The following is a 24087-nucleotide window of genomic DNA, read 5'->3' as shown; positions in this document are numbered from 1 at the left end:
CCGTAATATCCGCCGCTGAGCGCGACTGGGAGGCGGAAAATACGGAAACGAACCCACTGCTCCGTACAATCCGCCGCCAAGAACGGCATCACGAAAAATGGCGGCCGACCATGGCCAACGCCCTTACCCATGGCCAACGCCTTACAGGGTGAGGGATGGCACGATGCGCATACAAATGCCCCGCCACCGTTCAAAGACGGGGCGGGGCAGAGATGACAATCCGGTCCGGATACCGGACGGCTCAGCGCTGGAACACGTCGGGGTGGTTCGGGTCGCCGGGAATGTCGTCGAGCAGGCCTTCGAGGCCGAGGAACTCGCGCCAGAAGTCGAGCGGCTGTCCGTACGGGTTCGCGTCGCGGCCATGCGCCTGGATATTGGCCTTGGCCTCGAACACATCCTCCTCGGTGAGCCCGTCGAAGTAGCTTTCGATGCGGATGCGGTTGGCGGGCACGTAGTACAGCGAGGCGATGATCTCGGTGAGACGTTCGGCGCGTTCGATCGGCAGCGAATCCCAGTGGCGGAACTCGATGAAGTTCTTCAGACGCACGTCGTTGAAGTGCGTGGAGATGATGTGGTTGATCTCGTACGCGTTGAGCTCGCGATCCGGGTACACCTCGCCGGCGTTCTCGCGGAACGCCGCATGATGCAGCTCCTTGCGGCTCAACCCGGCCTCGAGTGCTTCGGGCGTATGCGTCAGATCGGCGAACATGAGCGGCGTGGACAGCACGTCCACCGCGTAGTCCTCCCACGAGTAGCGGCGGTCGAACAGGCCGGGGGTCACGTTGGTGCGCTGGAAGTCGAGGTAGTCCCACATGCGCTGGCGCAGCAGCGGATACGGGTTCACGCGCCCCTCGAAGTACGGGGTGTTGCGGAAGAACCAGGCGAGAATCGGGCCGATGGCGGTGCCCACGCGCATCTTGTCGAGCGAATCCTTCTCGTCGACGTAGTCGATGCTCACCTGCGTGGAGGCGGAGCAACGCATCATGCACGGTCCGAACTGGCCGACACGCCCCAGATAATCGGTCATCGCATCGTAACGGTCCTTCGGGTTGACCGGCACGTCCGCGAAGCTTGACTTCGGCTGGTAGCCGTAGTTGACGAGACGGAAGCCCAGCTCCTCGAGAATCGGATCGGCCTCGCGGCGGAACCGGCCGTACAGCTGGTTGAGGTCGGAGGGCTCGTGCAGGATGCCGATGGACGTCTCTACCTGGCCGCCCGGTTCGAGCGAGACGGCGACGCCTTCGCGCCCCAGACCGACCAGATGCCCGTTCTCCCAGTACTCCTTGCTCTCGTCGTAGTACGGGGCGAGACGTTTGAGCAGTGCCTCGATGCCGTTCGGCTCGTAGTAGCTCACGGCGGTGTCGTCGGAATTATGCACGGGCAGATGCTCGATCTCGACGCCGAAGCCGCCGGTGCCACGCTTGGACCGGCCGGCCTCGAAGAACTTCAGGAGACTCTCCACGTGCTTCGGGTTCGGCTTGGCGAGCAGATGCGCATAGCTGATTGCGGGTGTGACCATAAGCGGTATGGTATCCGCACCGCCGCCCCGCCCCGCCGCACGACCGGTTTTCGGCTATACGAAAAACCGATAGCGGGCGGCGCGGCAGGGCTACGACGCAATCCGCCGCCCCGTCCGCCCGCGATCGCGTCAGTCGGCCGTGACGAAGCCCTGCGGCTCGTTCCCGTCGACGAACTTGGCCTTGTGCGCCTTCTTCGCTGCGGCGATCATGAGCTTGATGCGGTTGAGCTGGTTCGCCTCGCTCGCGCCCGGATCGTAGTCGATGGAGACGATGTTGGCCTCCGGGTGCAGGCGGCGGATCTTGCCGAACATGCCGCGGCCGGTCACATGGTTCGGCAGGCAGGCGAACGGCTGCGCGCAGATCACGTTCGGGCATCCCTGTTCGATGAGTTCGAGGATCTCCGCGGTGAGCAGCCAGCCTTCGCCGGCCTGCACGCCGATCGACGTGACCTCGGCCGCCTTCTTCACGAGTTCCGGCATCGGCTCGTCGCGGCGGAACTTGCCGTGCGACAGGTCGAGCGCCGCGTTGATCGGCGCGAAGTACCGGTCGAGGCCCCAGCGCATCACCGCGTAGGCGAACTGGTTGCCGCCCATGCCGAGATTGTGCTCGTTCCAGTCGGTGATGTACGGCTTGGTGGTCATGAACTCCATGATGCCGGGAACCACGGCCTCGCAGTCCTGCGATTCGATGACGTCGACCACATGGTTGTTCGCGTCCGGCTGGTATTTGACGAGGATCTCGCCGACCACGCCGACGCGCACCTTGCGCGGCACGTCCTTCAACGGCAGGGCGTCGAACGACTTGACGATCTCGCGTGCGAGCGTCGGGTACGGCAGCCAGCCCTTCTTCAGCCACGGGGTCTTCGCACCCGTCTGCGAGTAGCCGTGGTGTTCGATGGTCTCGCGCACGATCGTGTCCCACTGCTCGTACAGGCGGTTCGCCGAGCCCTTCTCCACCTCGTACGGGCGCACGCGGTACAGGCACTTCATAAGCATGTCGCCGAGGATCAGCGCCTTGACCGCACGGTGCAGCATCGGCACGGTGGCCTTGAAGCCCGGATTGTCCTCCAGACCCTGCGTGGAGATCGCGATGATCGGGATCTGCGGGTAGCCGGCATCGATCAGGGCCTTGCGGATCAGGCCGAAGTAGTTGGTCGCACGGCACATGCCGCCGGTCTGCGTGATGGCGAGCGCCACATGATCCGGATCGTACTTGCCTTCGAGGATCGCGTCGATGAGCTGCCCGATGACCATGATGGCCGGGTAGCAGGCGTCGTTGTTCACGTATTTGAGGCCGGTCTCCACATCCGTGCGGGAGGCGTGCTTCAATACATCGAACTTGTAGCCGCCGGAGCGGATCACCGATTCGACGAGCGAGAGGTGGATCGGGCTCATCTGCGGGGCCACGATCGTGTAGTCCCTCTTCATGTTCTTGAGGAACTTCTCGCGGTGCGCGTAGCGCGACATGGTGGCGTTGTTGTGCCCGGACCCGCCCTTGCCGGACTTGGACGCGGCGCTCGAGGTCGTGCCGTCGCCGAGCGCGGCGAGACGCGCGTTCTCGATGTCGCGCTTGGCGGCGCGCTTGGATGCGTCGCGCATGGCCTTGGTCAGGCGCGGGTTGGCGGCCATCGTCGCGTCGAGCAGCACCTGGCGACCCGGCGTGGGCGCCTTGGAGCCGGTCTTGCGGAATCCGGTGGATTTCGGCGCGCCGGCGGGCGCCTCCGGAGCACCCGCCCCGGCGCCGGCGGCCGCCTCGGCCTTGACCTTCGCCTCGGCCGCGTCGACGGCGGCCTGCGCTTCGGCGAGCGCGGCCTTGGCGGCGGCCAGGTCGGATTCGGCCTGCTCGCGCGCCTTGCGGCGTTCCTCGAGCTGTGCGCCGAGTTCGTCGGATTTCGCGGCGATGGCGACATCGTCCGACAGCGGCCGGTCGTGCTTGTCGACGCCGGCGGCGCCCGCGGCAGCGGCGGCGGCCTTCTCCTCGCGGCGCTTGCTGGCCTCACGCTCCTCGACCGCGGCCTTGAGCGAGCGCAGGCGGATCTTCGCGGCGCCGAGGTTGGAGACCTCGTCGATCTTGAGCAGCGTGTACACGTCGGCCTTGTCGGCGAGGATCTCGGCGACCTGGTCGGTGGTGATGGCGTCGAGGCCGCATCCGAACGAGTTGAGCTGCACGAGTTCGAGCCCCGGGTAGGAGGCGACGAAGTGCGCGGCCGCGTACAGACGCGAATGGTAGGCCCACTGGTTGGTCACGCGCAACGGCATGCGCGTGACGGTTCGGTCGCCGACGTGGCGGAATCCGGCGGCGTTCTTCGCGCGCGGGTTCTCCTCGCCCTGGGAGAGGTATTCGGTGAGGTTGAGCTTCTCCCCCGGCTGCAGTTCGCAGATCGAATCCTCGGAGAGCACGACCATGCCGAGCGCGCAGATGGTCTCGGGGATGCCGTGGTTGATCTCCGGGTCGATGTGGTAGGGGCGCCCGGCGAGCACGATGCCTCGGCAGTGGTGCTCCTTCATGTAGGCGAGCGCCTTGAGTCCCTCCTGCTGCACGTCGTGCTTGAAGACCTTGTCTTCGGCGTAGGCGGCCTTGACGGCGGTCTCGGCCTCCTCGCGCGTGACGTCCGCCCACGCGAACTCCTCGACGATGCGGTCGACCATGAGCTCGTGGTTGGCGAGGTTGAAGTAGGGGTGCATGTAGCGCACGCCCTCGTCGCGCAGTTCGGGCATGTTCGCGCCGACGACGAGCGGATAGTTGGCCACGACCGGGCAGTTGTAGTGGTTGTCCGTGTTGGGCACGAGGTTCTCCTCGTAGCTCACGCACGGGTAGAAGATCGTCTTGACGCCCTTGTTCAGCAGCCATTTGATGTGCCCGTGCACGAGCTTGGCCGGGTAGCAGATGTTCTCGGAGGCGATCGATTCGATGCCGGTCTCGAACAGTTCGTGGCTGGACCGCCCGGAGATCATCACCTTGAAGCCGAGGGAGGTGAGCAGCGTGAACCAGAACGGGTAGTTCTCGTACATGTTGAGGGCGCGCGGGATGCCGATCTCGCCGCGCGTGGCCTTCTTGTCGGTCAGGCGGCGGTAGGCGAAGCAGCGCTTGTACTTGTAGTCGTACAGGTTCGGGCGGTCGGAGCGCTTGCGTTTCGCGTCACCGCCGCGCTCGCAGCGGTTGCCGGTCACGTAGCGCGAACCGTCGTCGAACGTGGTGATGGTGAGCTTGCAGTGGTTCTGGCACAGCTTGCACACGTCGCGCTCGGTGGTCATCGACAGGTGGTCGAGCGCGTCGCCGGTGAGGATCGACGAGACGGTGTGGTGCACGCCGTCGACGACGATCTCGCCGGCGTGCGCTGCCGCGTTCGGCTCGTCGCCGGCGGCGGACGCTTCGGCCGCCGCGCCGGCGTCGTCCGAAGCGGCGTCCGCGGCGACGGCGCGTCCGTCCGTGCCGACGTGCTCGTGGTCGTCGTCGGCGACGTCCTCGTAGTGCATGCGCGCGGTAAGGGCCGCGCCGTACGCGCCCATGAGTCCGGCGATGTTCGGTCGCGTGACCTCGCGTCCAGTGAGCAGTTCGAAGGCGCGCAGCACGGCGTCGTTGAGGAACGTGCCGCCCTGCACGACGACGGTGTCGCCGAGCTCGCCGGCGTCGCGCAGTTTGATGACCTTGTACAGCGCGTTGCGCACGACCGAATAGCACAGGCCGGCGGCGATGTCCTCGATGGACGCGCCTACCTTCTGCGCCTGCTTGACGGACGAGTTCATGAACACGGTGCAGCGCGAGCCCAGGTCCACCGGGTGCGTGGAGGCGAGCGCCTTCTGTGTGAACTCCTGGATGGTCAGTCCCATGGACATGGCGAAGGTCTGCAGGAACGAGCCGCAGCCGGACGAGCATGCCTCGTTGACGGCGATGGAATCGATGACGCCGTCGGTGATGGCCAGGTACTTCATGTCCTGGCCGCCGATGTCAATGACGGCGGTGACGCCGGGGCTGACCATTTCGGCACCGCGGTAGTGGGCCATCGTCTCGACGACGCCCTCGTCCAGATGCAGGCCGGTGGTGATGAGGCCCTCGCCGTAGCCGGTGGCGCACGAGCGCGCGATCCACGCGCCTTCGGGCAGTTCGTTCTGGATTTTCCTGACGATGTTGATGGCGGCGGTCAGCGGGCTGCCTTCGTTGTTCGCGTAGCTCGACCAGACGATCTCACGGTCGTCGTTGACGAGCGTGGCCTTGATGGTGGTCGAGCCCGCGTCGATGCCGAGGAAGTGCGGGCCGTGCGCGCCTTCGAGCGTGCCGATGTGGATGTGCTCGCGGTGGTGGCGTTCGTTGAACGCCTCACGGTCCGCTTCGGTGGGGAACAGCGGCGGCATCGTGGGCGTGTTGGACGGCAGGTTCTTGAGCTCGTCGAGACGCTTGAGGATGTCCGCGCAGGTGCGCGCCTCGAAACGGTGGCCTTCGTCGTCGGCGTCCATGTCGGCCTGGAGCGCCGAACCGTAGGCGACGTACAGGTGGGCGTTGGTCGGCACGATGAACTCGTCGACCTTGCCGTCGAGCGCGCGCTGGAACGCGGCGCGCAGCTCGCTCATGAAGAACAGCGGGCCTCCGAGGAAGATGACGGTGCCGTGGATGGGGCGGCCGGAGGCGAGGCCGGCGATGGTCTGCGTGGCCACGGCGGTGAAGATGGAGGCGGCGAGGTCCGGCTTGGCGGCGCCGTCGTTGATGAGCGGCTGGAGGTCGGTCTTGGCGAACACGCCGCATCGCGAGGCGATCGGGTACAGGTTCTCGTAGCTTTTCGCCATCTCGTTGAGGCCGGCCGCGTCGGTGTCGAGCAGGGTGGCCATCTGGTCGATGAACGCGCCGGTGCCGCCCGCGCACGAACCGTTCATGCGCTGTTCGGGCGTGGGCTTCAGGTAGGTGATCTTCGCATCCTCGCCGCCGAGCTCGATGATGACGTCGGCCTGCGGATACTCCTTGTCGATCGCCTCGGTTTCGGCGATGACCTCCTGGACGAACGGCACGTGCAGGTTGTCGGCGAGCGCGAGACCGCCGGAGCCGGTGATGGCGAGGCGGATCGGCTCGTCGCCGCGGCCGAGCTTGTCGAGCTCCTTGCGGATGTCGACGAGGAGGCCGGCGACCGTGGCGCGCACGTTGGCGTGGTGGCGGCGGTAGTCGGAGAACAGCGTGTCCGTCAGGGAGTCGGATTGGTCGAGCACCACCGCCTTGACGGTGGTCGAGCCGATGTCCAATCCCACGCGCAACGGTTTCGCGGGCTTCTGCGCGGCGGTCGCGTGAACGTCCGTCACGTGTTCGTTCGCGTTCGATGCGGTATCAACCATGCGTTCCTCTTCGTTTCCGATTTCCGGTTCATCCGCCGCCCCGAGGCGCCGCGAACCGTCATCGGACGGTCGGCAGGTGCTCTGCGGACGGCGTCGCCCGGCTTGTTCTGTGCTTCAGAATAGTCCGCACCCCCGCCCGACTGGTCGGCTAAGGCGGTGATTTCGCTCACGGATTGCAAGCAAACACGACACTTCGCGCCGAAGTGGGGCGATGCCCCATGTGCGGCGGTGATGCCGCGGCGTAGTTCCGCGGGTGCGGCGTCACCGTGATTCCGCGCGAGTTCCGCGCGAGTTCCGCACGAATTCCGCGCGTGCGGTCGAGCCGCAGGCATGCGGCATGGCCCGGGTGAAGCTGACGTTAGGAATCCGTGAGGGAAACGCCGTCGCGGCACGCCGGGGCGCATGTCTTCCGTAAGGACGCCCCCGCGGCCGGGACGACGCCTCTATATTGTCGTATGGATGTAAGTCCGATTCACGGGCTCCGACCGGAACGCCGGGGAACCGGCGCGGCATGGAGGCGATCTGCCCGTGAGGGACATACCGCGTCACAGCGCCGTGACGCCCCTGCCCGGGGCCTCGTGCAGATACGGGCGTTCGGAGAAGGGGAAGGCGATGGCCACGATGGCGAATGCGATACTCGTCACGGAGATTCTGTTCGCGATACTGATCTCCTCGTTCCTCAGCCGGTTCCTGCCGAAGATCTCCACGCCGCTCATCCAGATCGCGTTCGGCGTCGCCTGGTATTTCACGCCCGGTCTGCGCAACGTGCAGTTCGAACCGGACATGTTCATGCTGCTGTTCATCGTGCCGCTGTTCTACCTCGAGGCGCGCAACATCGACCGCAAGGCGTTGGGCAAGGACCTCAACCTGTCGATGTCGCTTGCGGTGGGTCTGGTGATGGTGACGATGGCGTTGAGCGGCGTGGCCCTGCACGCCATCTGGCCGGCGATCCCGATGATGGCGGCCGTGGCGATGGGCGCGGTGATCAGCCCGACGGACGCCGTGTCGGTCGCGCAGCTGGGCGGCGTGGTGAAGCTCACGCCGCGCCAGCAGTCGGTGCTGCAGAGCGAGAGCCTGCTCAACGATCCCGTCAGCCTCGTGGGCTTCCAGACGATGCTGGTGGCTCTGGCCACGGGGCATTTCTCCCCCGTGGGCTTCGGCGGCCAGGTGCTCGCCAGCTTCGTGCTGGGCACGCTGATCGGCGCCGTGGTCGGCTGGCTGTTCGACCGGCTGGTGCTCACCCTGCGCCGGCATAATCTCGAGGACGTCACTACGCGCATGCTCATGGAGCTGTTCCTGCCGTTCGGCGTCTACCTGCTGTCCGAGCATGTCGGCATCTCCGGGCTGCTCGCGGTGGTCGCCTGCGGCGTGGTCATCACGTTCCCACGCACGGGCGTCGGCGGCGACGTGGCGCGCGTCAACCTGATCTCGAATTCGGTGTGGCATTTCGCGGACTTCACGATCAACGGCATGGTGTTCGTGCTGCTCGGCATCGAATTGCCGATCGCGATGCGCGCGATCTGGGACGATCCGCGCGTCGACCTGTGGGCGATGATCGGCCTGGTCCTGCTGATGACGGTGCTCACGCTGGTGCTCCGCTTCGCATGGTGCGTGGGCACGTTGCGTCTCGCGAAGGACACGACGACCGGCCAGCGGCGCAGGATGACGCGCGAACGCTGGCATTCGGCCGTGGTCATGACGTTCGGAGGCCCGAAGGGCGCGATCTCGCTGGCGATGGCGTTCTCCCTGCCGTATTCGATCGACAACGGCGCGTCGGTGCCGGTGCGCAACATCCTGCTGTTCATCGTCTCCGGCTACATCGTGCTGTCCATCGTGATCTCGAACGTGATGCTGCCGATGCTGTCGCCGAAACCGCAGGACACGTCCAGGGAGGAGTGGGCGCGTCGCGACATCACGATGCTGCGGCGCACGATCGCCAAGATCGTCGACAACGATACGCCCGAGACGCATGCGGCGGTCACGCGCGTGCTGAAAAGCTACAACGACCGCATCGAACGCGTGGAATCGAACCTGCCGAACTCCTCGCCGCAGGAGGCGAACGACCTGCGCGTGCGCACGCTCGAATGGGAGCGCGACTGGCTGCGCGACGCGATCTCCTCACGCGAGAACGTCGCGGATCCGGACGTGGAGACGGCCACGCAGCTGACGGGCGCGCGGGCGCTGCTCGAACACATCGAATCGGTGCTGGCGCGTCTGGAGCCGGTCGACGAGCGGGGGCGGCGGCACGGCCTGTCGTTCCGCATCGCCAAGCTGCGCCGCCGCTTCATGCCGGTCATCCGACGGTTCTGGGAGGGCATCGCGCGCCACACGCCGGGGCTCGAGGCGGAGCGCACACGCGCGATCCGCGCGGTGCAGGTGCCGTTGTACAACGACATCATGGATCGTCTGCAGGATCTCATGCTCGACCATGTCTACGACGCCGAACTCGTCGCCGAACTGCTCATCGAATACCGCAGGGCGTTGAACCAGATCCTCAACCCGTCCCTGACCGCCATGCCGATCGCCGATGACGCGAAGATCGAGCAGGTGCGTGCGGATGCGATGCGCATGGAGCTGGACACGATCCGCGAGATGCTGGAAAGCAAGGAGATCACGCGCGAGGACGCCCGCATCATGCGTGCGAACGTGCACCTCATGCAGGCCGAGTCGATCGTCTGAACGCCATAGGCGGCGCCCGCCTATGGGGGCGGTTCATGGCGGTTCATGGGCGGCCCACAGGGGCTGGCGCGACGGTTCAGGACGCCTGGGGTTCAGGACGCCTGCTTGTCTTCGCCGGCGAGACGGTCCTTGAGATAGATTTCCGGGATGTCGCGCTCCTGGTCGTGGAGTTTGGCCCAGATGACGGGGCGCCCTTGGGCGAGGGACAGGGGGACGTCGAGGATGCGCTGGTTCTTGGAGCCGCGGAACTGCAGGAGGCTGTCCTTCTGGTCCTTGAGGTAGCGCCCGTCGACGAGAATGTCGATGAGATGCAGGAGTTCGAGCTTGTCTTCGGTTTCGCCGGGGCGCATGAGCTCCTCCCACGTGTAGCCGGTCCAGCACCAGATGTCCTTGTCATGGCCGAATTCGCGGCGGATGCGCCGGGCGAGGGGCAGAAGGACTGGCGTGTTGAGGAGGGGCTCGCCGCCAAGGAACGTGATGCCTTGGACCCATGGGGCTTTGAGGTCGTCGATGATCCTGTCTTCGAGGGCCTGCGTGTATTCGTGGCCGGCTTGGAAGTCCCAGATGGAGGAGTTGAAGCAGTCGACGCAGTGGAAGGGGCACCCGGAGACGTACAGGGAGTTGCGCACGCCTTCGCCGTCAGTGACGACGAAGGTCTTGTAGTCGGCGATCATGCGCTTGGACATGCGACGTCCGTCCCATTGGCCTGCGCGCGGGTCGTTGGCGAGGCCGTTGGATGGGACGGACGGACCGCGCCCGGTCTCGCCGGGCGCGAAGTCGTGACGGTTCACTTGGCTTCTTCGAACCACTCGCGGGTGGAGCCGTCGTCGAGGGTGACGTGACCGGTCTCGCCGCTCATGTGCTTGACGCGGTGGGAGATCTCCTCGTGGCGACCGTGCACCATGGGGCGCTGCACCGGGTTGCCGAGGTAGCCGCAGGTGCGCTTGGTCACGTTGCACTTGTCCGGGTCGGAGTTGCCGCATTCGGGGCACTTGAAGCCTTCGTCGGTGGGCTCGAAGTCGCCTTGGAAGCCGCACACGAAGCAGTGGTCGATGGGCGTGTTGGTGCCGAGGTAGCCGATGCCGACGTTGTAGGCGTAGTCCCACACGGCTTCGAGGGCCTTGGGGTTGTCCTGCAGGCACGGGTACTCGCAGTAGTTGATGAAGCCGCCGGAAGCGTAGTACGGGAAGTCCTTCTCGTAGTTGAGCTTCTCCATCGGGGTGGGCTGCAGCCACACCGGGTAGTGGAAGGAGTTGGTGTAGAAGTCGTGGTCGGTCACGCCTTCGACGCGGCCGAACTTCTCGCGGTCCATGCGGTTGAAGCGGTCGGTGAGCGATTCCGCCGGCGTGGAGTACACGGAGTAGTGGTAGCCCTCCGCCTTGCTCCACTGCTTGCACAGTTCGTTCATGCGCTTGACGATGGACAGCGCGAACTCCTTGCCTTCCGGATCCCAGCCGTGGTCGCGGATCCAGTTCTTGCCGTAGAACACGGCGGTGGTCTCCGCGAGGCCGATGTAGCCGAGGGACACGGTGGCGCGCTCGTTCTTGAAGAGCGTGTCGACGTTGTCGTTGGCGCCGAGGCGGCCGAACGCGCCGTAGCGGAACAGGGTGGGGGCGTTCACCGGGGTGGCCTGCTTGCAGCGCATGATGCGGAACTGCAGGGCCTGGTGGGCGATCTCCATGCGCTCCTCGAACAGCTTCCAGAAGCGTTCCTTGTCACCGTGGGATTCCAGGGCGATGCGCGGCACGTTGACGGAGACGACGCCGAGGTTCATGCGGCCGTCCTCCTCGTCCTTGCCGGTTTCGGGGTTGATCCACCCCTGCAGGAAGGAGCGGCATCCCATCGGCGCCTTGAAGGAGCCGGTGATCTTGACGATGTTGTCGTAGAAGACCACGTCCGGGTACATGCGCTTGGTGGCGGACTCGAGGGCCAGCTGCTTCAAGTCGTAGTTCGGGTCGCCCGGGTCGGCGTTCACGCCGTGGCGCACGGTGAACACGAGCTTCGGGAAGATGGCGGTGTGGTGTTCGCGGCCGAGGCCACGGATGCGGTTGAGGAGGATGGCGCGCTGGATCTCGCGGGAGAACCAGTCGGTGCCGAGGCCGAAGCCGACGGTGACGAACGGGGTCTGGCCGTTGGAGACTCGGTTGGAGTTGATCTGGTACTCCATGGTCTGCATGGCGTCGTAGATGGCCTTGCGGGTGCGGATCTTGGCGAGGATCTCGCGCTCCTGTTCGAGCGCGTCGACGTCCTCGTGGAACGGGGTGTCCATGGGCAGCGGCTCGCGGCCCTTCTCGAAGTGGAGCTTGGCCGGCTCGTTGGCCTTGGCGTTGGCGACCTGACGGCGCGCGAATTCGATCGGCATGTCGTCGGGGATCATCTCGCGGGCCTCGTCGAGGAACTTCTCGTAGTCGAGGCGGGCGTAGCGGGCGAGGTGTTCGTCGGCGCGGTTGGCGGTCTGGCCGCCGTACTGGCTGGAGGCCACGTCCTTCATGATCTGGGTGATCTGCGTGGCTGCGATGGCGATGGACTTCGGGGAGGCCATGGGCGCGTTGCCGAGCGTGAAGCCGTTGGCGAGCATGTCCCAGAAGTTCGGCAGGGAGCAGTTGGACTGCGCGGTGAACGGCGAGTAGTCGGCGTCGTGGAAGTGGATGTCGCCCTTCATGTGGGCGTTGGAGACGGCCGGCGGCAGCATGTTGAACGCGGCGGCCTTGGAGACGGCGCCGGCCAGCAGGTCGCGCTGGGTGGCGTAGACGTTGGCGTCCTTGTTGGCGTTCTCGTGGATGAGGGTGGGGTCCTGGTTGATGAAGCGGGACACGGCCTCGTTCACGTCGGTGGCCTTGGCGCGCTCGATGTCCTTGTCGAGGCGGTAGGTGGTGTAGGCGCGGGCCACGTCGTACAGGTGGGCGTCGATGAGCGCATGCTCGACGAGGTTCTGGATGTCCTCGATCTTGGCGGGGCCGGCGTAGCGTTCCTTGATCTCGCCCTCGACCTGGTCGGCGAAGCCGCGGATGAGCTTCTCCTCCTCGGGGCCGACGCGCTTGTCGAGGTCGCCGAAGGCGGCCTTGACGGCGGAGATGATGTTGATGGGGTCGAAATCGACGATACGGCCGTCACGCTTCTCCACCTGCACCTGACGTCCGGTGGTCTTGGCGGTCGCGGTCGTCGGACTGATCGCTGCTGTCTCCATCTCGCATCTCCATCCCCGCCCCCGAAGGGGCCTAGTCGTACATCCTGTTCCCGTTGGTTTCGCGGCGAATCACCATCGCGTTCCGAGGTCTGATCGCGCCGCGCTTTCACGGGCCTCAGATACTGTACGGCATCCCCACCCCTATATCTAGTCACGCCACGCCGCACAAACACTATGGGTAGTGGTTTTTTGGCGGAATACCGCCAAATCACATCCATGTGATTCATATGACATTCGCCGGCTCAGCGTGTCGCGCAGGCGCGCTCCCCCGGATGGGCCGAAAGCATGATTCCAGCCCGCCCGGACAATACGGCAAGCGGCTATGACAGGCCTGGGCTCAGTCCAGATCGGACTGGGCCCAGCCGTCAGACAGGCAGCCCGGCGGGCTGGCTGCAGGCGAAGCGAGCGGCTGCTGTGCCGCGAAGGGAACTCAATCCAAGTTGGATTGCGTGCCGGCGGTGTCCGCGGTGGCGGCCTGCGCGTCCTGCGCGGCGTCGAGACGGGCGCGCACGTCATTGAGCAGGCTCTGCGCACGGCGGGCGAGCGCTTCGCCGATCTCCCATTGGCGCATGGACTGGTCGAGGCTGAGCCCGCCGGCCTCCAATGCCTGCACGGCTTGGATGAGCTTGTCGCGCGCCTCCTCGTACGGCATCTGCGCGATGGCCGCACGCTCCTTGTCGGTGAGCGTGGATGCGGGGGCCGCGTGGGTGTCCGCCGCTGCCTGCGCGGCTTCGTCCTGCTCGGTTACGTTCATGTCGGTCATGGTCGTTCCTTTCACTATCGGTGTCGTCCTGTGTATCGCTGTGTATCGCTGTATGTCTCTGTATTGCGCTGTGTATCGCGGCGCATCCGCCAGTGCCGTCGCCCGGCATGGGCATCCGCCACGGCGGTCAGTCCGCCTTGGCGGTGACGACGCCCTTCCTGAGAGTGAGGGTGAGCTCGTCGCCGGGTCGGACCTGCGAGGCGTCGTCGAGCACGCCGCCGTCGGCCCGCTGCACCACCGCATACCCGCGGTTCAACGTGGATTGGGGGCTGAGCGCGGTCAGCGAGGCGTGCCGTTTCTCGATGGTCAGCGAAGCGTCGTCGACGATGCGGCGCAGACCGATGTCCAGCCGGGCGAGCGCGTCGTCGATGAACCGCTGGTGCGGTTCGAGCATGGTGAGCGGTCTGGTCAGGCTCGGGCGGTTCGCATACCCTTCGACCAGCCGGATCTCGCCGTCCACGCGGGCGGAGACGCGCATGCGCATCTGCCGCACCGCGTTGTCGACGAGCTGCCACTGCTCACGCACGTCGGGTACGACCTTCTTCGCCGCATCGGTGGGCGTGGAGGCGCGCAGGTCGGCCGCCAGATCGATGAGCGTCCAATCGTCCTCATGCCCGATGGCGGAGACCAGCGGCGTCACGCATGCCGCCGCGGCACGCACCACGCCCTCGTCGGAGAAGCCGATGAGATCCTCGAACGCGCCGCCGCCGCGGGCCACGATGATCACATCCACCTCCGGGTCCGCGTCGAGCCTGCGGATCGCCTCGATGATGTCGGGCGGGCATTGCGCCCCCTGCACGTGCGCATGCACGATCTTGAAGCGCACGACCGGCCACCTCAGGTTCACGTTGGTGACCACGTCGCCTTCGGCGCGCGCCTGCGGCGCGCAGATCAGACCGATGCATCGGGGGAACTCCGGCAGCGGCACCTTGCGTTCCGCATCGAACAACCCCTCGCCTTTGAGCTTCCTGCGCAGCTCATCGATCTGCTCCTTGAGCCCGCCGGCGCCGATCTTGCGGATGTCGTCGCCGATGAAGCTCAGACGCGTCTGCTTGACCCAGATATCGGCGCGCCCGTGGATGACCACGCGGTCGCCCTGACGGAACCGCGAGGCCGCCGCCGCGAAGGCGCGCCACCCGGAGACGGAGATGGCGATGTCCTCGAAGTCGTCACGCACCGTGAGGTAGGCCGACCCGGCACGACGCGTGTTGATCTCGGTGATCTGCCCGCAGATCCACGCGGCCGGCCATTTGGCGACCGCCGTATGGAACTTCTGGCTCAGCACGCTCACCGGCCACGGGTTCTCGGCCGTGGTGTCGGCGGCGAGCCGCGGCAGCTGGTCGAGCGGGCGAGGGCGGCTCAGATCAGGCGCGGGCTGCGACCCCGGCGCGGCACCGGCCGCATAGCCACCGCCGCGCATCGTGGCGTTCATGTCGTAACTCATGCCCCTCACTATAGTGTCGGCGTCGTGGGCCGGTACATCGGTACCGTTTTCGTCCCGCCGCCCGCGTGTCGCCGCCGGGCATGCCGCGCATCACCGCACGGCCAGCGTGGCGAGCAGCGCGGCATGGTCGGTGCCGGGCACCACCACCGTCTTCATCCGCCCGGCGGTCACCCCCTGGTCAACCACCACATGGTCGATGCCCGCGAACCGCGGCGGCAGCACGCCCCTGTCCGCAGGCCATGTGAACGTCCACCCGCGCCCGGCGAGCCTGGCCCCGTCACGGAAGCGGTCGCCCAGAAAGTCCCGGAACGGCGCATGGTCATACGTCGCGTTGAAATCCCCCATGAACACGTAGCGCGTGTCCGTGTGCGCCTTCATCGCGCCGAGCTCGTCGAGCGCGCGCCTCCACTGCCCCCAATAGCCGGGCACGGGCGCGGTCGTATGCACGGACACGAACCGGATTTTCACGCCGTCCGCGAACGCGACCGTGCCGCCGGGCATGAACGAGGCGCTGGAGTTCACGTCGTCGTTCGCCGGGCCGATGAGCGGCGAGGCCGACCACAGCCCGTTGCCGTACATGCCGTCGGAGCTGGCGACCTTCGCATACGGCAGATAATCGCCGATCCCCGCCTCCTCCAACTGCGCGACGAACGCGTCCGTCGTCTCCTGCAGGGCGAGCACCTCCACCCGCTCGTCGCGCACCGTCTCGACGATCGCGCGCGCGTCCGCACGCCCCTTGTATACGTTGCACGTCATCACGCGCGCGTAGGCGTCGCCGGTCACGGCGTGCGCCTGCCCCACGGCGGCGTCCGCGGCTCGCGTCAACGGTTCCGTCGTGCTGAAGAACGGATACTGCCACCACACGTTCGCCGCGAATGTGACGACGGCGAGCAGACCGGCGAGGAACCGCCGCGACGCGATCGCGAGCATCAGCGCGATGACCGACAGTCCCATGAACCATGGCGTCGCCGCGACGAGCACCGGCACGTACGGCAATGACTGGAGTCCCGCCGGCAGCGCGCGTGCGGCGACGGCCGGCACGCACGCCGCGGCGCAGACGAACGCCATCGCGGCGAGAATGCGGCGTCCCGGCGGCGTCGTGCGCACGGCCGCCGCACCGCGCGTCCTCCCGGCGCCCGCGTTCCCCCGTCCGCCCTTTCCGCCGCGCTTCACGCCGCCGGCGGCGCCGTTGCGCATGCCGGCACGTTTTGCCGCACGGCCGTTCGCGGCTCCGGAGCCGCTTGCGCGCTTGCCCGTCGCGCCGGCGCCCCGGCCGGACTTCCGGCGCGACGATGCCGCGGATTTCGACGACGATTTCGACGACGATGATTTCGACGAAGCCGTTGCGGATGACGTGCGGGACGACGCCTTCGATGCCTTCGACGCCTTCCCACCGGCCGACGGCCGTGCGCCGGAAGCCCGCGCGAGCAGTTCCCGGCGGGCGTCGGCACGGGCCTCGTCAGGTGTGAGATAGTCGTCTCGGCTTCGTTTCGCCACGGACACCCCTTTCGCTTGTGCACCACCTTACCGCGCGCTTCACGGGCGGGCCCGACGCGCTTCGCAGACGGACCCGACGCGCTTCGCCCGAGGTTGGCGAGGCACCGTGTACAATGAATTGCCGTCGCCCTGGTAGCTCAGTGGATAGAGCACCGCTCTCCTAAAGCGGGTGTCGTCGGTTCGAATCCGATCTGGGGCACGTTCACCCCTTGGAATCATTGCGATTCCAAGGGGTTTTCCTTTATCTCCCTTTATCCCCGGAACGCCGTGCGGAGGCAATGGGGACGCAGCCTGCGGGCACGCACGCTCACTGATGGGGCACGCCACGCTCGGCCAGCCAACGCCGCGTGTCCGCGGCGGAGCTGAAACGGACGGCCTGAAGGCCTGCCGCGAGGGCGCCGTCCACGTTGTACGGCGAGTCGTCCACGAACGCGGTGCGCGCCCGGTCGAGCCCGAACCGTGCGACCGCCAGATCGAAGGCCGCGGCGTCCGGCTTGGCCACACCTTCCACTCCCGAGACGACGACGCCGTCCATCATGCCGAACAGTTCCGGGAACCGGTCGCGCAGCACCGGCCAGACGTCGCGCCCCCAATTGGTCAGGCACCACACCCCCACACCGCAGGCCTTGAGGTCGGCGAGCAGCGCCGTCATGCCCGGCACCGTCCCCGCCAGCGTACGGTCGACATGCCCGGCGTAGGCGCGCATCATCGCGCCGAGCCGCGACCCGTACTCCTCCTCGTAGGCGTCGCACAACCGGTCGTAGTCCATGCCACGGTCGTGCAGGTCATCGAAGTACATGAACCCGCATCGGTCGTCGGCGGCGAAGAACCCGTCGAGCTCGCCCGCGGGGTACAGCCCCTCCAACGCGAGCCGGGGATGCCAGTCCACCAGCACGCCGCAACAGTCGAACACCACATCGTCTATCGCCGCCGGACGTGCCGGCGCCATCGCATCATCCATACCGTTCATCGCGTCCATACCACCCATCCTCCTCCATCCGCGCACACGCGGACACCGAACCGCATCACGCCGCGACGCACGCATCACGCGCGCACGTCGCGGATCGTCGCCGCGCGAGCCGTCACTGCATGTCGAGCGGCTCCTTCGACGTCGGCGAGGGGAACGCGTCGTCCAACGCCGCGAGCTCGCCCGCGGTCAATTCGATGTCGCAGGCGCGCAGGTTCGCAAGCACATGGTCGGCGCTGCCGGAGCAGGGGATCGCGATGACGTCGTCGCGCCGCAGCACGAACGCGAGCAGGATCTGCATCGGCTCCACGCCGTGCGCCCGCGCGACCTCCCGCACGGCGGGCGAGGACAGCAGCCCGCTGCGCAACGATCCCGCCTGCGCCAGCGGGCAGTAGGCCATGAGCGGCACGCCATGCGCGTCCATCCAGTCGAGCAGCGAGAATTCGACGCCGCGCGATCCGAGATGGTAGAGGTCCTGGTTCACCGCGCAGGCGTCGCCGCCCGGCACGGCGAACAGTTCGCGCATGTCGTCGACGTCGAAGTTCGAGACGCCCCAGTTGCGGATCAGACCGTCCGCCTTGGCCTCCTCCATGCAGGCCACGGTCTCGGCCAGCGGTATGGAACCGCGCCAATGCAGCAGGTACATGTCGAGGTAATCGGTGCCGAGACGCTCCAGCGACGCCTCCAGACTGCGACGCAGGTGCCGACGGCCGGCATTGTGCGGGTAGACCTTGGAGACGAGGAACAGGCGGGAACGGTCGTATCCGGCGATCGCGCGGCCGGTGAGCGACTCCGCACGCCCGTCCGCGTACATCTCCGCGGTGTCGATCAGCGTGATTCCGGCGTCGAGTCCGGCCCGCAGCGCGGCGATCTCCTGCGCCGCGGGCCGCCTGCCCTCGGCCAGATGCCACGTGCCCATGCCGAGCCGCGGCATCGCAGTGCCGTCATGCAACGTCACCGTATGCGTGAATGCCATGTGTCCTCCCCATAGTCCGACGGGCGCGCCGACGACGGATGCCGGCCGCGCACATGCCAAGGCCCCGTGCCGACAGTCCGTGCCGCCAGTCCGTGCCGCCGACGTGCACGGCCACTCGTCCGTCACGCGAATCCGCCCGATGCCGATTGTAGGGCGATGCCGGCTCGCCCCGCATGCCGCGTACGGCTCGTGGATATCCGAAGGCCGGAACCGGGCGACATCGCACCTGCGGGCACCACGGCTTCGGGTATCGATGCGCGATGCGCATGCCGCGCGGTGCGGGACGATTGGTGTACCCTCATAGCCATCATCCTCATGCGCCGCATGCCGGCGCCGACGGAAGGGAGGCCGATGATGGCCATGGATGCCGCACGCTGCGGTTCGGTGACCGCACTGGAACTGGGGTTGCCGCAACGGTCGGCCATTCCGGCCGAGAAGGGCACGCTGCCCAAAGGACTGTTCGCGGGCAAGGGGCCGATATCAAACACGCTCCGGCAGCATTTCCTGCACGCCGTCGCCTCCATCCACATGCTCGCCCTGCTGCGCCCCGTGAACACCGGCGCCGCGGAGGGCACGCGTATCAAGGAGATCCTGGTGCTGGGACTGCGGTTGAACGGCACGGACGCCGCCGTACCGGCCGACGTCATCGAACACATCGCGGCGCAGCGCAAGGCGAGCGGCGTCCTGTTCGTGTGCGTGCGCGACGGCCATGACGCGCAGGCGACCGGAACGGACGCCGCGGCGGACGCGGCCGGCGGCGCGATACGCGAACAGTGCGCACTGGTCGTGCGACGCCGCGACCCCGCCTCGCGCGCCGGTCACGTCGAACGGTTCCTCGTGCACGCCTCCGATTGGGAGGACCCGCGCGACGTGCTGTTGGAGACCGTCGGCACCGACATGGACGAGGTGTGGGAGTCGCTCTGTTCGCAGGCGATCCTCGGCACCGCGGACCACGCCGACCTGGACGCGCAGCTGATACGGCGTGACCGCATCGTCGCGCTGCGGGCGCAGGAGGCGAAGCTCGTGCGCGACCATGCGCGGGCGAAGAACCCGACGCAACGCAACGAGGCGTTCGCCAAACTCGCCAAGACGCGCGCGGAGCTCAGCCGTCTGGAGTCGTGACGGCTGAAGGAGCGACGGCGCGTCCGGTCAGAAGCCGAGACGCGTGCGGCCGAACTGGTCGAGCCAGCGCAGAATCGCGCCCTCGCGCAACGCCCACGGGCAGATTTCGATCTCCTGGATGTTGAGCGCCTTCATGACCTCGTCCGCCACGATCGCACCGCCGACGATCTGCATCGTGCGCTCCGGCGTGATGCCGGGCAGGGCGACGCGCTGCTCCGGTTCGATGGCGGCGAGACGCGGAATCCAATCCTCCAGCTGTTCGCGGGTCATGATCATCGTGTCCTCGCGGCCGGGCTGGCGCAGCACGGCGCCGGCGAGACGCGCGAGCGAACGGAACGTCTTCGACGTGCCTACCGCATGATTCGGATGCTTCGACTTCGGGAACGCCTCGACCATCGGCTCGAGAATCCGCCGCACCTGCTTGCGCACCTCCTCCAGCTCCTCCGGCGTCGCCGTGCCCTCGGGCAGGAACCGCGTGGTGACGCGCCCGGCGCCCGCCGGCACCGACAGCGCCACGGTCGGCTCCTCGTCGGAGCCCATAGCGACCTCGAGCGAGCCGCCGCCGATGTCGAGCATGAGCAGACGGCCCGCATCCCAGCCGTACCAGCGGCGGGCGGCGAGGAACGTGAGCCTCGCCTCGTCCGTGCCGGACAGCACCGTCACCCCCTGGCCGATGCGCTCCTCGATCTTGCGCAGCACCTTGTTGCCGTTCGGGGCTTCGCGCAACGCGCTGGTGGCCATGGCAAGCAGCTGCGTGATCTGGTACTCCTCGGCGAGACGCATGCTCTCGTCCACCGCTTCGAGAATCGCCTCGATGCCGGCCTTCCTGATGGAACCGTCCTCTTTGAGATACGTCATCAGACGCACGGTGGTCTTCGTGCTGGCCTCGGGCTCGGGCCTCGCGCCGGGCGCGGCGTCGACGATGAGCATGTGGATGGTGTTCGAACCGATGTCGAGCACACCGAGACGCGTGGTGTGCGAACGCAGGTTGACCATGGGTGGTGTTCCGTTCCTTCTGTGGTTCTCGTTCTCTGGTGATTCCGCCGGTGATGCCGTGGTGATGGACGCGCGAATCAGCGGCGCAGCGTCGGCAGCCACCGGCCGAGGCGGTCGAGGCCTTCGGCGAGCGCCTCGCGCGACGCCGCGTAGCTGAGCCTGACGTGCGTGTCGGCGGTGGCGGCGCCGAAGTCGCGTCCGGGCGTCAACGCGACGTGCGCCTCCGCCAGCGCGCGTTCGCAGAACGTCCAGGCGTCGAGTCCGGTGGAGGTGATGTCGAAGTAGGCGTAGAACGCGCCGTTCGGTTCGACTTCGACGGGCAGACCGATATGCGCGAGCCCATCGATGACGATGCGCCAGCGGGCGAGCAGCTCCTGGCGGCGGCGTTCGCATTCGGCGAGGCTGTCTTCGGTGAAGCAGGCGAGCGCCGCATGCTGTGTGGGCGTGTGCGCGCACAGGTAGTAGTTCGTGGCGAGGTCGTCGACGGCGTTGAGGACCGCGTCGTCGTCGGGGATGACGGCCCAGCCGAGTCGCCATCCGGTCATGCCGAAGAACTTGGAGAAGCTGTTGCACACGATCGCGCCGTCGTCGCAGGCGAGCACGGATTTGATGTCGGTGCCGTCGGGTTCGCGGTCGGCGAGGTCGATGTAGGTTTCGTCGACGATGCGCCATGCGCCGTGCTCGCGCGCGTAGCCGCATACCTCGGCGAGCACGTCGAAGTCGATGGTGGTGCCGGTCGGATTGGACGGCGAGGTGATCATCACGGCTTTCGTGCGGTCCGTCCAGTGCGCGGCGACGAGGTCGCGGTTGAGGTGGAAGCGTGTGGCGGCGGAGGTGGGCACGTCCACGACGTTGCCTTCGAAGCTGTTGATCAGTTCGCGGTTGCACGGGTATGAGGGGTCGGCGACGATCACGTCGTCGCCGGGGTCGACGGTGAGCGCGGTGGCGAGCAGGAGCGCCGCCGATCCGCCCGAGGTGATGATGATGCGCTTGGGGTCGATGTCGAGGTCGTGCCGCTCCTTGTAGAAGCCGGCGATGGCGCGGCGCAGTTCGGGCAATCCCATGGCGGCGGTGTACGGCAGCGCGCGCCCGTCGTATTGTTCACGCATCGCGTCGCGTACGGCGGGCGGCGCGCCGAAGTCGGGTTCGCCGAGCGACAGTTTGATGACGCTCACGCCTTCGGCGATCATGCGGTCGGCCTGTTCGCCGAACACCATGGCGCGGAACGGCTGCGCCTCACGCGCCCTGCGGGACATCACGGGCGTCGCCGTGGCCCCGGCGGCGCCGGCCGCGGCGCCGTCGCCTGTCGGCCGGGCCGCGCCGGCCGCTTCGGCGGGGTTGGACGGCATGTCATGCTGCTGTGCTTCACCAGTCATACCGCCCGTTGTATCGGCAAGACGCGACACGGCGCAACACCGGTCCCGTCTGTCGGGACGACGCCCGCTAGCGTCTGCGCGCCAGGACCCAGCCGAGCAGCGCGAGCGGCACCGCGCATGCGGTGAACAGCGCGGGCAGGAACATCGCCACGTGCGGGGTGGCGGCGTCGAGCACGATGCCGGCCGCGGACGATCCGATCGACGTGCCGACGGTGCCGGCGGTGCTCACCCAGCTCAGGCCTTCGGTGAGGCTTTCCTCGGGCACGATGTCCTTGACGATGAGGTTGCCAGTGGTGAACAACGGCGAGACGACGAGTCCGGCGAGGATCTCGACGAGTCCGAGCACGAGGAGATGGTCCATGGACAGACGGAATCCCACGTAGCCGATGGTCAGCAGGCATAGGAACAGCACCATGTGGCCCCAGTGGGAGCCGCGCATGCGGCGCGACCCGAACACGACGGCGCCGACGCACGAGCCGAGCGCGAACATGGCGAGCTGGAGGCCGAGCAGGCTTTCCAGGCCCATCGCCTTCATCGTCGCGGTGATGGACACGTCGAACGACGTGAAGCTCATGTTGAACACGAGGAACACGACGAGCAGGGGCAGCACGCCGCCGTACAGGAGGGCGCTCTTCGGCTTGGCGCCCTGATGGCGCAGCTGTCTGAGCGACAGGCCGTCGGTGGCAGGGGCCGCGGAGGAGACGGCCGACGGGTCGCCATCATGCCCGGGCGCATCCGCAGCGGTTTCGGATGCCCGCGTGGCCGCGGGGACGTGCACGGTTTCGATGATGGCGGGCGGCTGCGTGGACTTGAGCGAGAAGAACACAGCACCGCCCACGCCGCAGGCGATGGTCGGCACGAACAGCTGGCTGACGGGGTGCACGCTGGTGGCGAGCCATGCCGCGAGGATCGGGCCGAGGATGAATACGACCTCGTCGATGGCGGCCTCCATCGCGTATGCGGTGTTGAGCAGCGCTTCGCCGTCGCGGTCCTCCCGCAGCGCGTACGCCCAACGGGTGCGCACCAGCGCGCCGAACGAGAACTGGGTCAGTCCCATGACGATCGCCAATGCGAACAGCAGCGGAATGGGCACACGCAGCAGGGCGCCGAACGCGAAGGACAGCATGGCGACGACCTGCACGGCGAGCGCCACGCGGCCGACCCGTCGTTGGCCGAAACGGTCGAACAGGCGCGCATAGAACGGGGTGACGCAGGACAGTGCGAACACGTAGGCGGCGCTCATCGTGCCGGCGACCGTCCAATTGTCGTACAGATGGTTCAATGCGAGCACGATGCCGAGGCTCATCATGGAGATGGGCAGTCGCGCCACGGCGCCGGAGACGCAGAACGCCTTCGCACCGGGGATATGGAACAGGCGCGCATAGGGCGAGCGCACCCTCACCGTCGCCGCGCCGCTCATGCGTTCACCTCGCCCTCGTAGATACCGGTGCACACCGCTTCATCCACTCCGCTCGGCTTCACCTCGCCCTCGTAGATACCGGTGCACACCGCTTCATCCACTCCGCTCGGCCTCACCTCGCCCTCGTAGATGAAGATGTCCTCCCCATCCCCGACGTGTTCGCCGGGATGGTCCTTCGCATAGCGTTCGGCCACGCGGGCGAGGCCCTGATGCTCGTAGAAGCCGACGTCGCAGCTGGAATCGGTGTGCAGGTAGTAGCGTTCGACGCCGGCATGGGCGAACGCGGCGAGCAGATGCCGCCAGAGCGTACCGCCGACGCCGTGGCCGCGCGCGGCGGGCGCCACGACGAACAGTTCGAGTTCGGCGGGGGCGCGGTCGTTGATGGCGATGTCGTCTTCCATGCGTTCCTCGAGCGCATGCCATGCCTTGGTGCGGGCGAGGGCGTCGGCGCCTTCCGGGGTGGCGCCGAGTTCATCGTCGACGTGGGCGAGGGCGTCGGGGACGCGGTCGAACAGCACCGGGGCGCCCGCGACGCGTGCGAGCGTGACGCCCATGAACCGGCCGTCCGGGTCTTCGGCGATTTCGGCGCGAGTCGCCGGTTCGAGATAGTGCAGGACGAAATGACGTGATGTCATGCGTGCGATGGCCGGGTCGCCGGGCTCGTTCACGCCCCAGGTCTGGTAGAACGCGTCGACGATGGCTTCGACGTCGTTCCAGGTGACGGCACGATAGACGATGCCGTTCGTTGCGGTGTTGGCGGTTGCGTTGCTGTTCGCAGCCATGGGTGTTCCACTCCTTGGTTCGTTGGTGTCGTGTAGCACG

At 67.2% G+C, this 24087-nt stretch carries 16 protein-coding genes and 1 tRNA gene; 4 read left to right on the top strand and 13 right to left on the bottom strand.

What is annotated here, in order from left to right:
* Positions 1–241: 241 nt before the first annotated feature.
* Positions 242–1519, bottom strand: a complete 1278-nt coding sequence (locus BFAL_RS02665) for a glutamate-cysteine ligase family protein (protein ID WP_055426885.1) — start codon at positions 1517–1519, stop codon at positions 242–244.
* Between the two features lie 129 nt (positions 1520–1648).
* A complete protein-coding gene (locus BFAL_RS02660) occupies positions 1649–6838 on the bottom strand; it encodes an acyl-CoA dehydratase activase-related protein (protein WP_152973499.1) in 5190 nt (1729 codons plus the stop codon).
* A 612-nt stretch (positions 6839–7450) separates the two neighbouring features.
* Between BFAL_RS02660 and BFAL_RS02655 the strand changes: the two genes are divergently transcribed.
* Positions 7451–9517 (top strand): cation:proton antiporter, encoded by a 2067-nt coding sequence (locus BFAL_RS02655; protein ID WP_055426884.1) that lies wholly within the window; start codon positions 7451–7453, stop codon positions 9515–9517.
* A 92-nt stretch (positions 9518–9609) separates the two neighbouring features.
* On the opposite strand, the gene nrdG is transcribed toward BFAL_RS02655, so the two are convergent.
* From nrdG to BFAL_RS02630, 5 genes are all read right to left on the bottom strand, one after another.
* The gene (nrdG, locus tag BFAL_RS02650; protein ID WP_370696049.1) at positions 9610–10308 is read right to left on the bottom strand and encodes an anaerobic ribonucleoside-triphosphate reductase activating protein; all 699 of its coding nucleotides are present in this window, start codon (positions 10306–10308) and stop codon (positions 9610–9612) included.
* Positions 10305–12704 (bottom strand): anaerobic ribonucleoside-triphosphate reductase, encoded by a 2400-nt coding sequence (nrdD, locus tag BFAL_RS02645; protein WP_055426883.1) that lies wholly within the window; start codon positions 12702–12704, stop codon positions 10305–10307. The genes nrdG and nrdD overlap by 4 nt, the downstream gene beginning before the upstream one ends.
* A gap of 430 nt (positions 12705–13134) precedes the next feature.
* The gene (locus BFAL_RS02640; RefSeq protein WP_055426893.1) at positions 13135–13458 is read right to left on the bottom strand and encodes an exodeoxyribonuclease VII small subunit; all 324 of its coding nucleotides are present in this window, start codon (positions 13456–13458) and stop codon (positions 13135–13137) included.
* Between the two features lie 136 nt (positions 13459–13594).
* Positions 13595–14923: an exodeoxyribonuclease VII large subunit gene (gene xseA, locus BFAL_RS02635; protein WP_370696050.1), complete on the bottom strand. Its 1329-nt coding sequence runs from the start codon at positions 14921–14923 to the stop codon at positions 13595–13597.
* Between the two features lie 78 nt (positions 14924–15001).
* A complete protein-coding gene (locus BFAL_RS02630) occupies positions 15002–15979 on the bottom strand; it encodes an endonuclease/exonuclease/phosphatase family protein (RefSeq protein WP_055426891.1) in 978 nt (325 codons plus the stop codon).
* Between the two features lie 127 nt (positions 15980–16106).
* Here BFAL_RS02630 and BFAL_RS02625 point away from each other — a divergent pair, with 127 nt between their 5' ends.
* Both BFAL_RS02625 and BFAL_RS02620 read left to right on the top strand, forming a co-directional pair.
* Positions 16107–16385, top strand: coding sequence for a hypothetical protein (locus BFAL_RS02625; RefSeq protein ID WP_055426882.1), 279 nt, complete (start codon positions 16107–16109; stop codon positions 16383–16385).
* A gap of 149 nt (positions 16386–16534) precedes the next feature.
* Positions 16535–16607, top strand: a tRNA-Arg gene (locus BFAL_RS02620).
* A gap of 108 nt (positions 16608–16715) precedes the next feature.
* Here the strand turns inward: BFAL_RS02620 and BFAL_RS02615 are convergent.
* Positions 16716–17396, bottom strand: a complete 681-nt coding sequence (locus BFAL_RS02615) for an HAD family hydrolase (RefSeq protein ID WP_160319020.1) — start codon at positions 17394–17396, stop codon at positions 16716–16718.
* A 94-nt stretch (positions 17397–17490) separates the two neighbouring features.
* Positions 17491–18351, bottom strand: coding sequence for an aldo/keto reductase (locus BFAL_RS02610; protein WP_055426880.1), 861 nt, complete (start codon positions 18349–18351; stop codon positions 17491–17493).
* Positions 18352–18702: 351 nt separating this feature from the next.
* On the opposite strand from BFAL_RS02610, the gene BFAL_RS02605 reads away from it, so the two are divergent.
* Positions 18703–19473: a DUF4391 domain-containing protein gene (locus tag BFAL_RS02605; RefSeq protein WP_055426879.1), complete on the top strand. Its 771-nt coding sequence runs from the start codon at positions 18703–18705 to the stop codon at positions 19471–19473.
* A gap of 27 nt (positions 19474–19500) precedes the next feature.
* Here BFAL_RS02605 and BFAL_RS02600 read toward each other — a convergent pair whose 3' ends face one another.
* The 4 genes from BFAL_RS02600 to BFAL_RS02585 all read right to left on the bottom strand — a co-directional run bounded on the left by BFAL_RS02600 (position 19501) and on the right by BFAL_RS02585 (position 24047).
* Entirely contained in the window at positions 19501–20469 is a 969-nt protein-coding gene (locus BFAL_RS02600) for a Ppx/GppA phosphatase family protein (RefSeq protein ID WP_055426878.1), read from the bottom strand.
* A gap of 77 nt (positions 20470–20546) precedes the next feature.
* Positions 20547–21725 (bottom strand): aminotransferase class I/II-fold pyridoxal phosphate-dependent enzyme, encoded by a 1179-nt coding sequence (locus tag BFAL_RS02595; protein ID WP_055426890.1) that lies wholly within the window; start codon positions 21723–21725, stop codon positions 20547–20549.
* Positions 21726–21912: 187 nt separating this feature from the next.
* The gene (locus tag BFAL_RS02590) at positions 21913–23265 is read right to left on the bottom strand and encodes an MFS transporter (RefSeq protein ID WP_055426877.1); all 1353 of its coding nucleotides are present in this window, start codon (positions 23263–23265) and stop codon (positions 21913–21915) included.
* Positions 23262–24047, bottom strand: a complete 786-nt coding sequence (locus BFAL_RS02585) for a GNAT family N-acetyltransferase (protein WP_082440305.1) — start codon at positions 24045–24047, stop codon at positions 23262–23264. The genes BFAL_RS02590 and BFAL_RS02585 overlap by 4 nt, the downstream gene beginning before the upstream one ends.
* Between the last annotated feature and the right edge of the window lie 40 nt (positions 24048–24087).

It is taken from the genome of Bifidobacterium aesculapii (assembly GCF_001417815.1).
Lineage (GTDB): Bacteria > Actinomycetota > Actinomycetes > Actinomycetales > Bifidobacteriaceae > Bifidobacterium > Bifidobacterium aesculapii.
This window is presented reverse-complemented; position numbering and strand designations above follow the sequence as displayed.

What these genes read in the sequence shown, in the direction of transcription:
- BFAL_RS02665 (WP_055426885.1), bottom strand. Translation starts at nt 1,519, where the DNA reads ATGGTCACACCCGCAATCAGCTATGCGCATCTGCTCGCCAAGCCGAAC.
- BFAL_RS02660 (WP_152973499.1), bottom strand. Translation starts at nt 6,838, where the DNA reads ATGGTTGATACCGCATCGAACGCGAACGAACACGTGACGGACGTTCAC.
- BFAL_RS02655 (WP_055426884.1), top strand. Translation starts at nt 7,451, where the DNA reads ATGGCCACGATGGCGAATGCGATACTCGTCACGGAGATTCTGTTCGCG.
- nrdD (WP_055426883.1), bottom strand. Translation starts at nt 12,704, where the DNA reads ATGGAGACAGCAGCGATCAGTCCGACGACCGCGACCGCCAAGACCACC.
- BFAL_RS02640 (WP_055426893.1), bottom strand. Translation starts at nt 13,458, where the DNA reads ATGAACGTAACCGAGCAGGACGAAGCCGCGCAGGCAGCGGCGGACACC.
- BFAL_RS02630 (WP_055426891.1), bottom strand. Translation starts at nt 15,979, where the DNA reads ATGGCGTTCGTCTGCGCCGCGGCGTGCGTGCCGGCCGTCGCCGCACGC.
- BFAL_RS02625 (WP_055426882.1), top strand. Translation starts at nt 16,107, where the DNA reads ATGCCGGCACGTTTTGCCGCACGGCCGTTCGCGGCTCCGGAGCCGCTT.
- BFAL_RS02615 (WP_160319020.1), bottom strand. Translation starts at nt 17,396, where the DNA reads ATGGGTGGTATGGACGCGATGAACGGTATGGATGATGCGATGGCGCCG.
- BFAL_RS02610 (WP_055426880.1), bottom strand. Translation starts at nt 18,351, where the DNA reads ATGGCATTCACGCATACGGTGACGTTGCATGACGGCACTGCGATGCCG.
- BFAL_RS02605 (WP_055426879.1), top strand. Translation starts at nt 18,703, where the DNA reads ATGATGGCCATGGATGCCGCACGCTGCGGTTCGGTGACCGCACTGGAA.
- BFAL_RS02600 (WP_055426878.1), bottom strand. Translation starts at nt 20,469, where the DNA reads ATGGTCAACCTGCGTTCGCACACCACGCGTCTCGGTGTGCTCGACATC.
- BFAL_RS02595 (WP_055426890.1), bottom strand. Translation starts at nt 21,725, where the DNA reads ATGTCCCGCAGGGCGCGTGAGGCGCAGCCGTTCCGCGCCATGGTGTTC.
- BFAL_RS02590 (WP_055426877.1), bottom strand. Translation starts at nt 23,265, where the DNA reads ATGAGCGGCGCGGCGACGGTGAGGGTGCGCTCGCCCTATGCGCGCCTG.
- BFAL_RS02585 (WP_082440305.1), bottom strand. Translation starts at nt 24,047, where the DNA reads ATGGCTGCGAACAGCAACGCAACCGCCAACACCGCAACGAACGGCATC.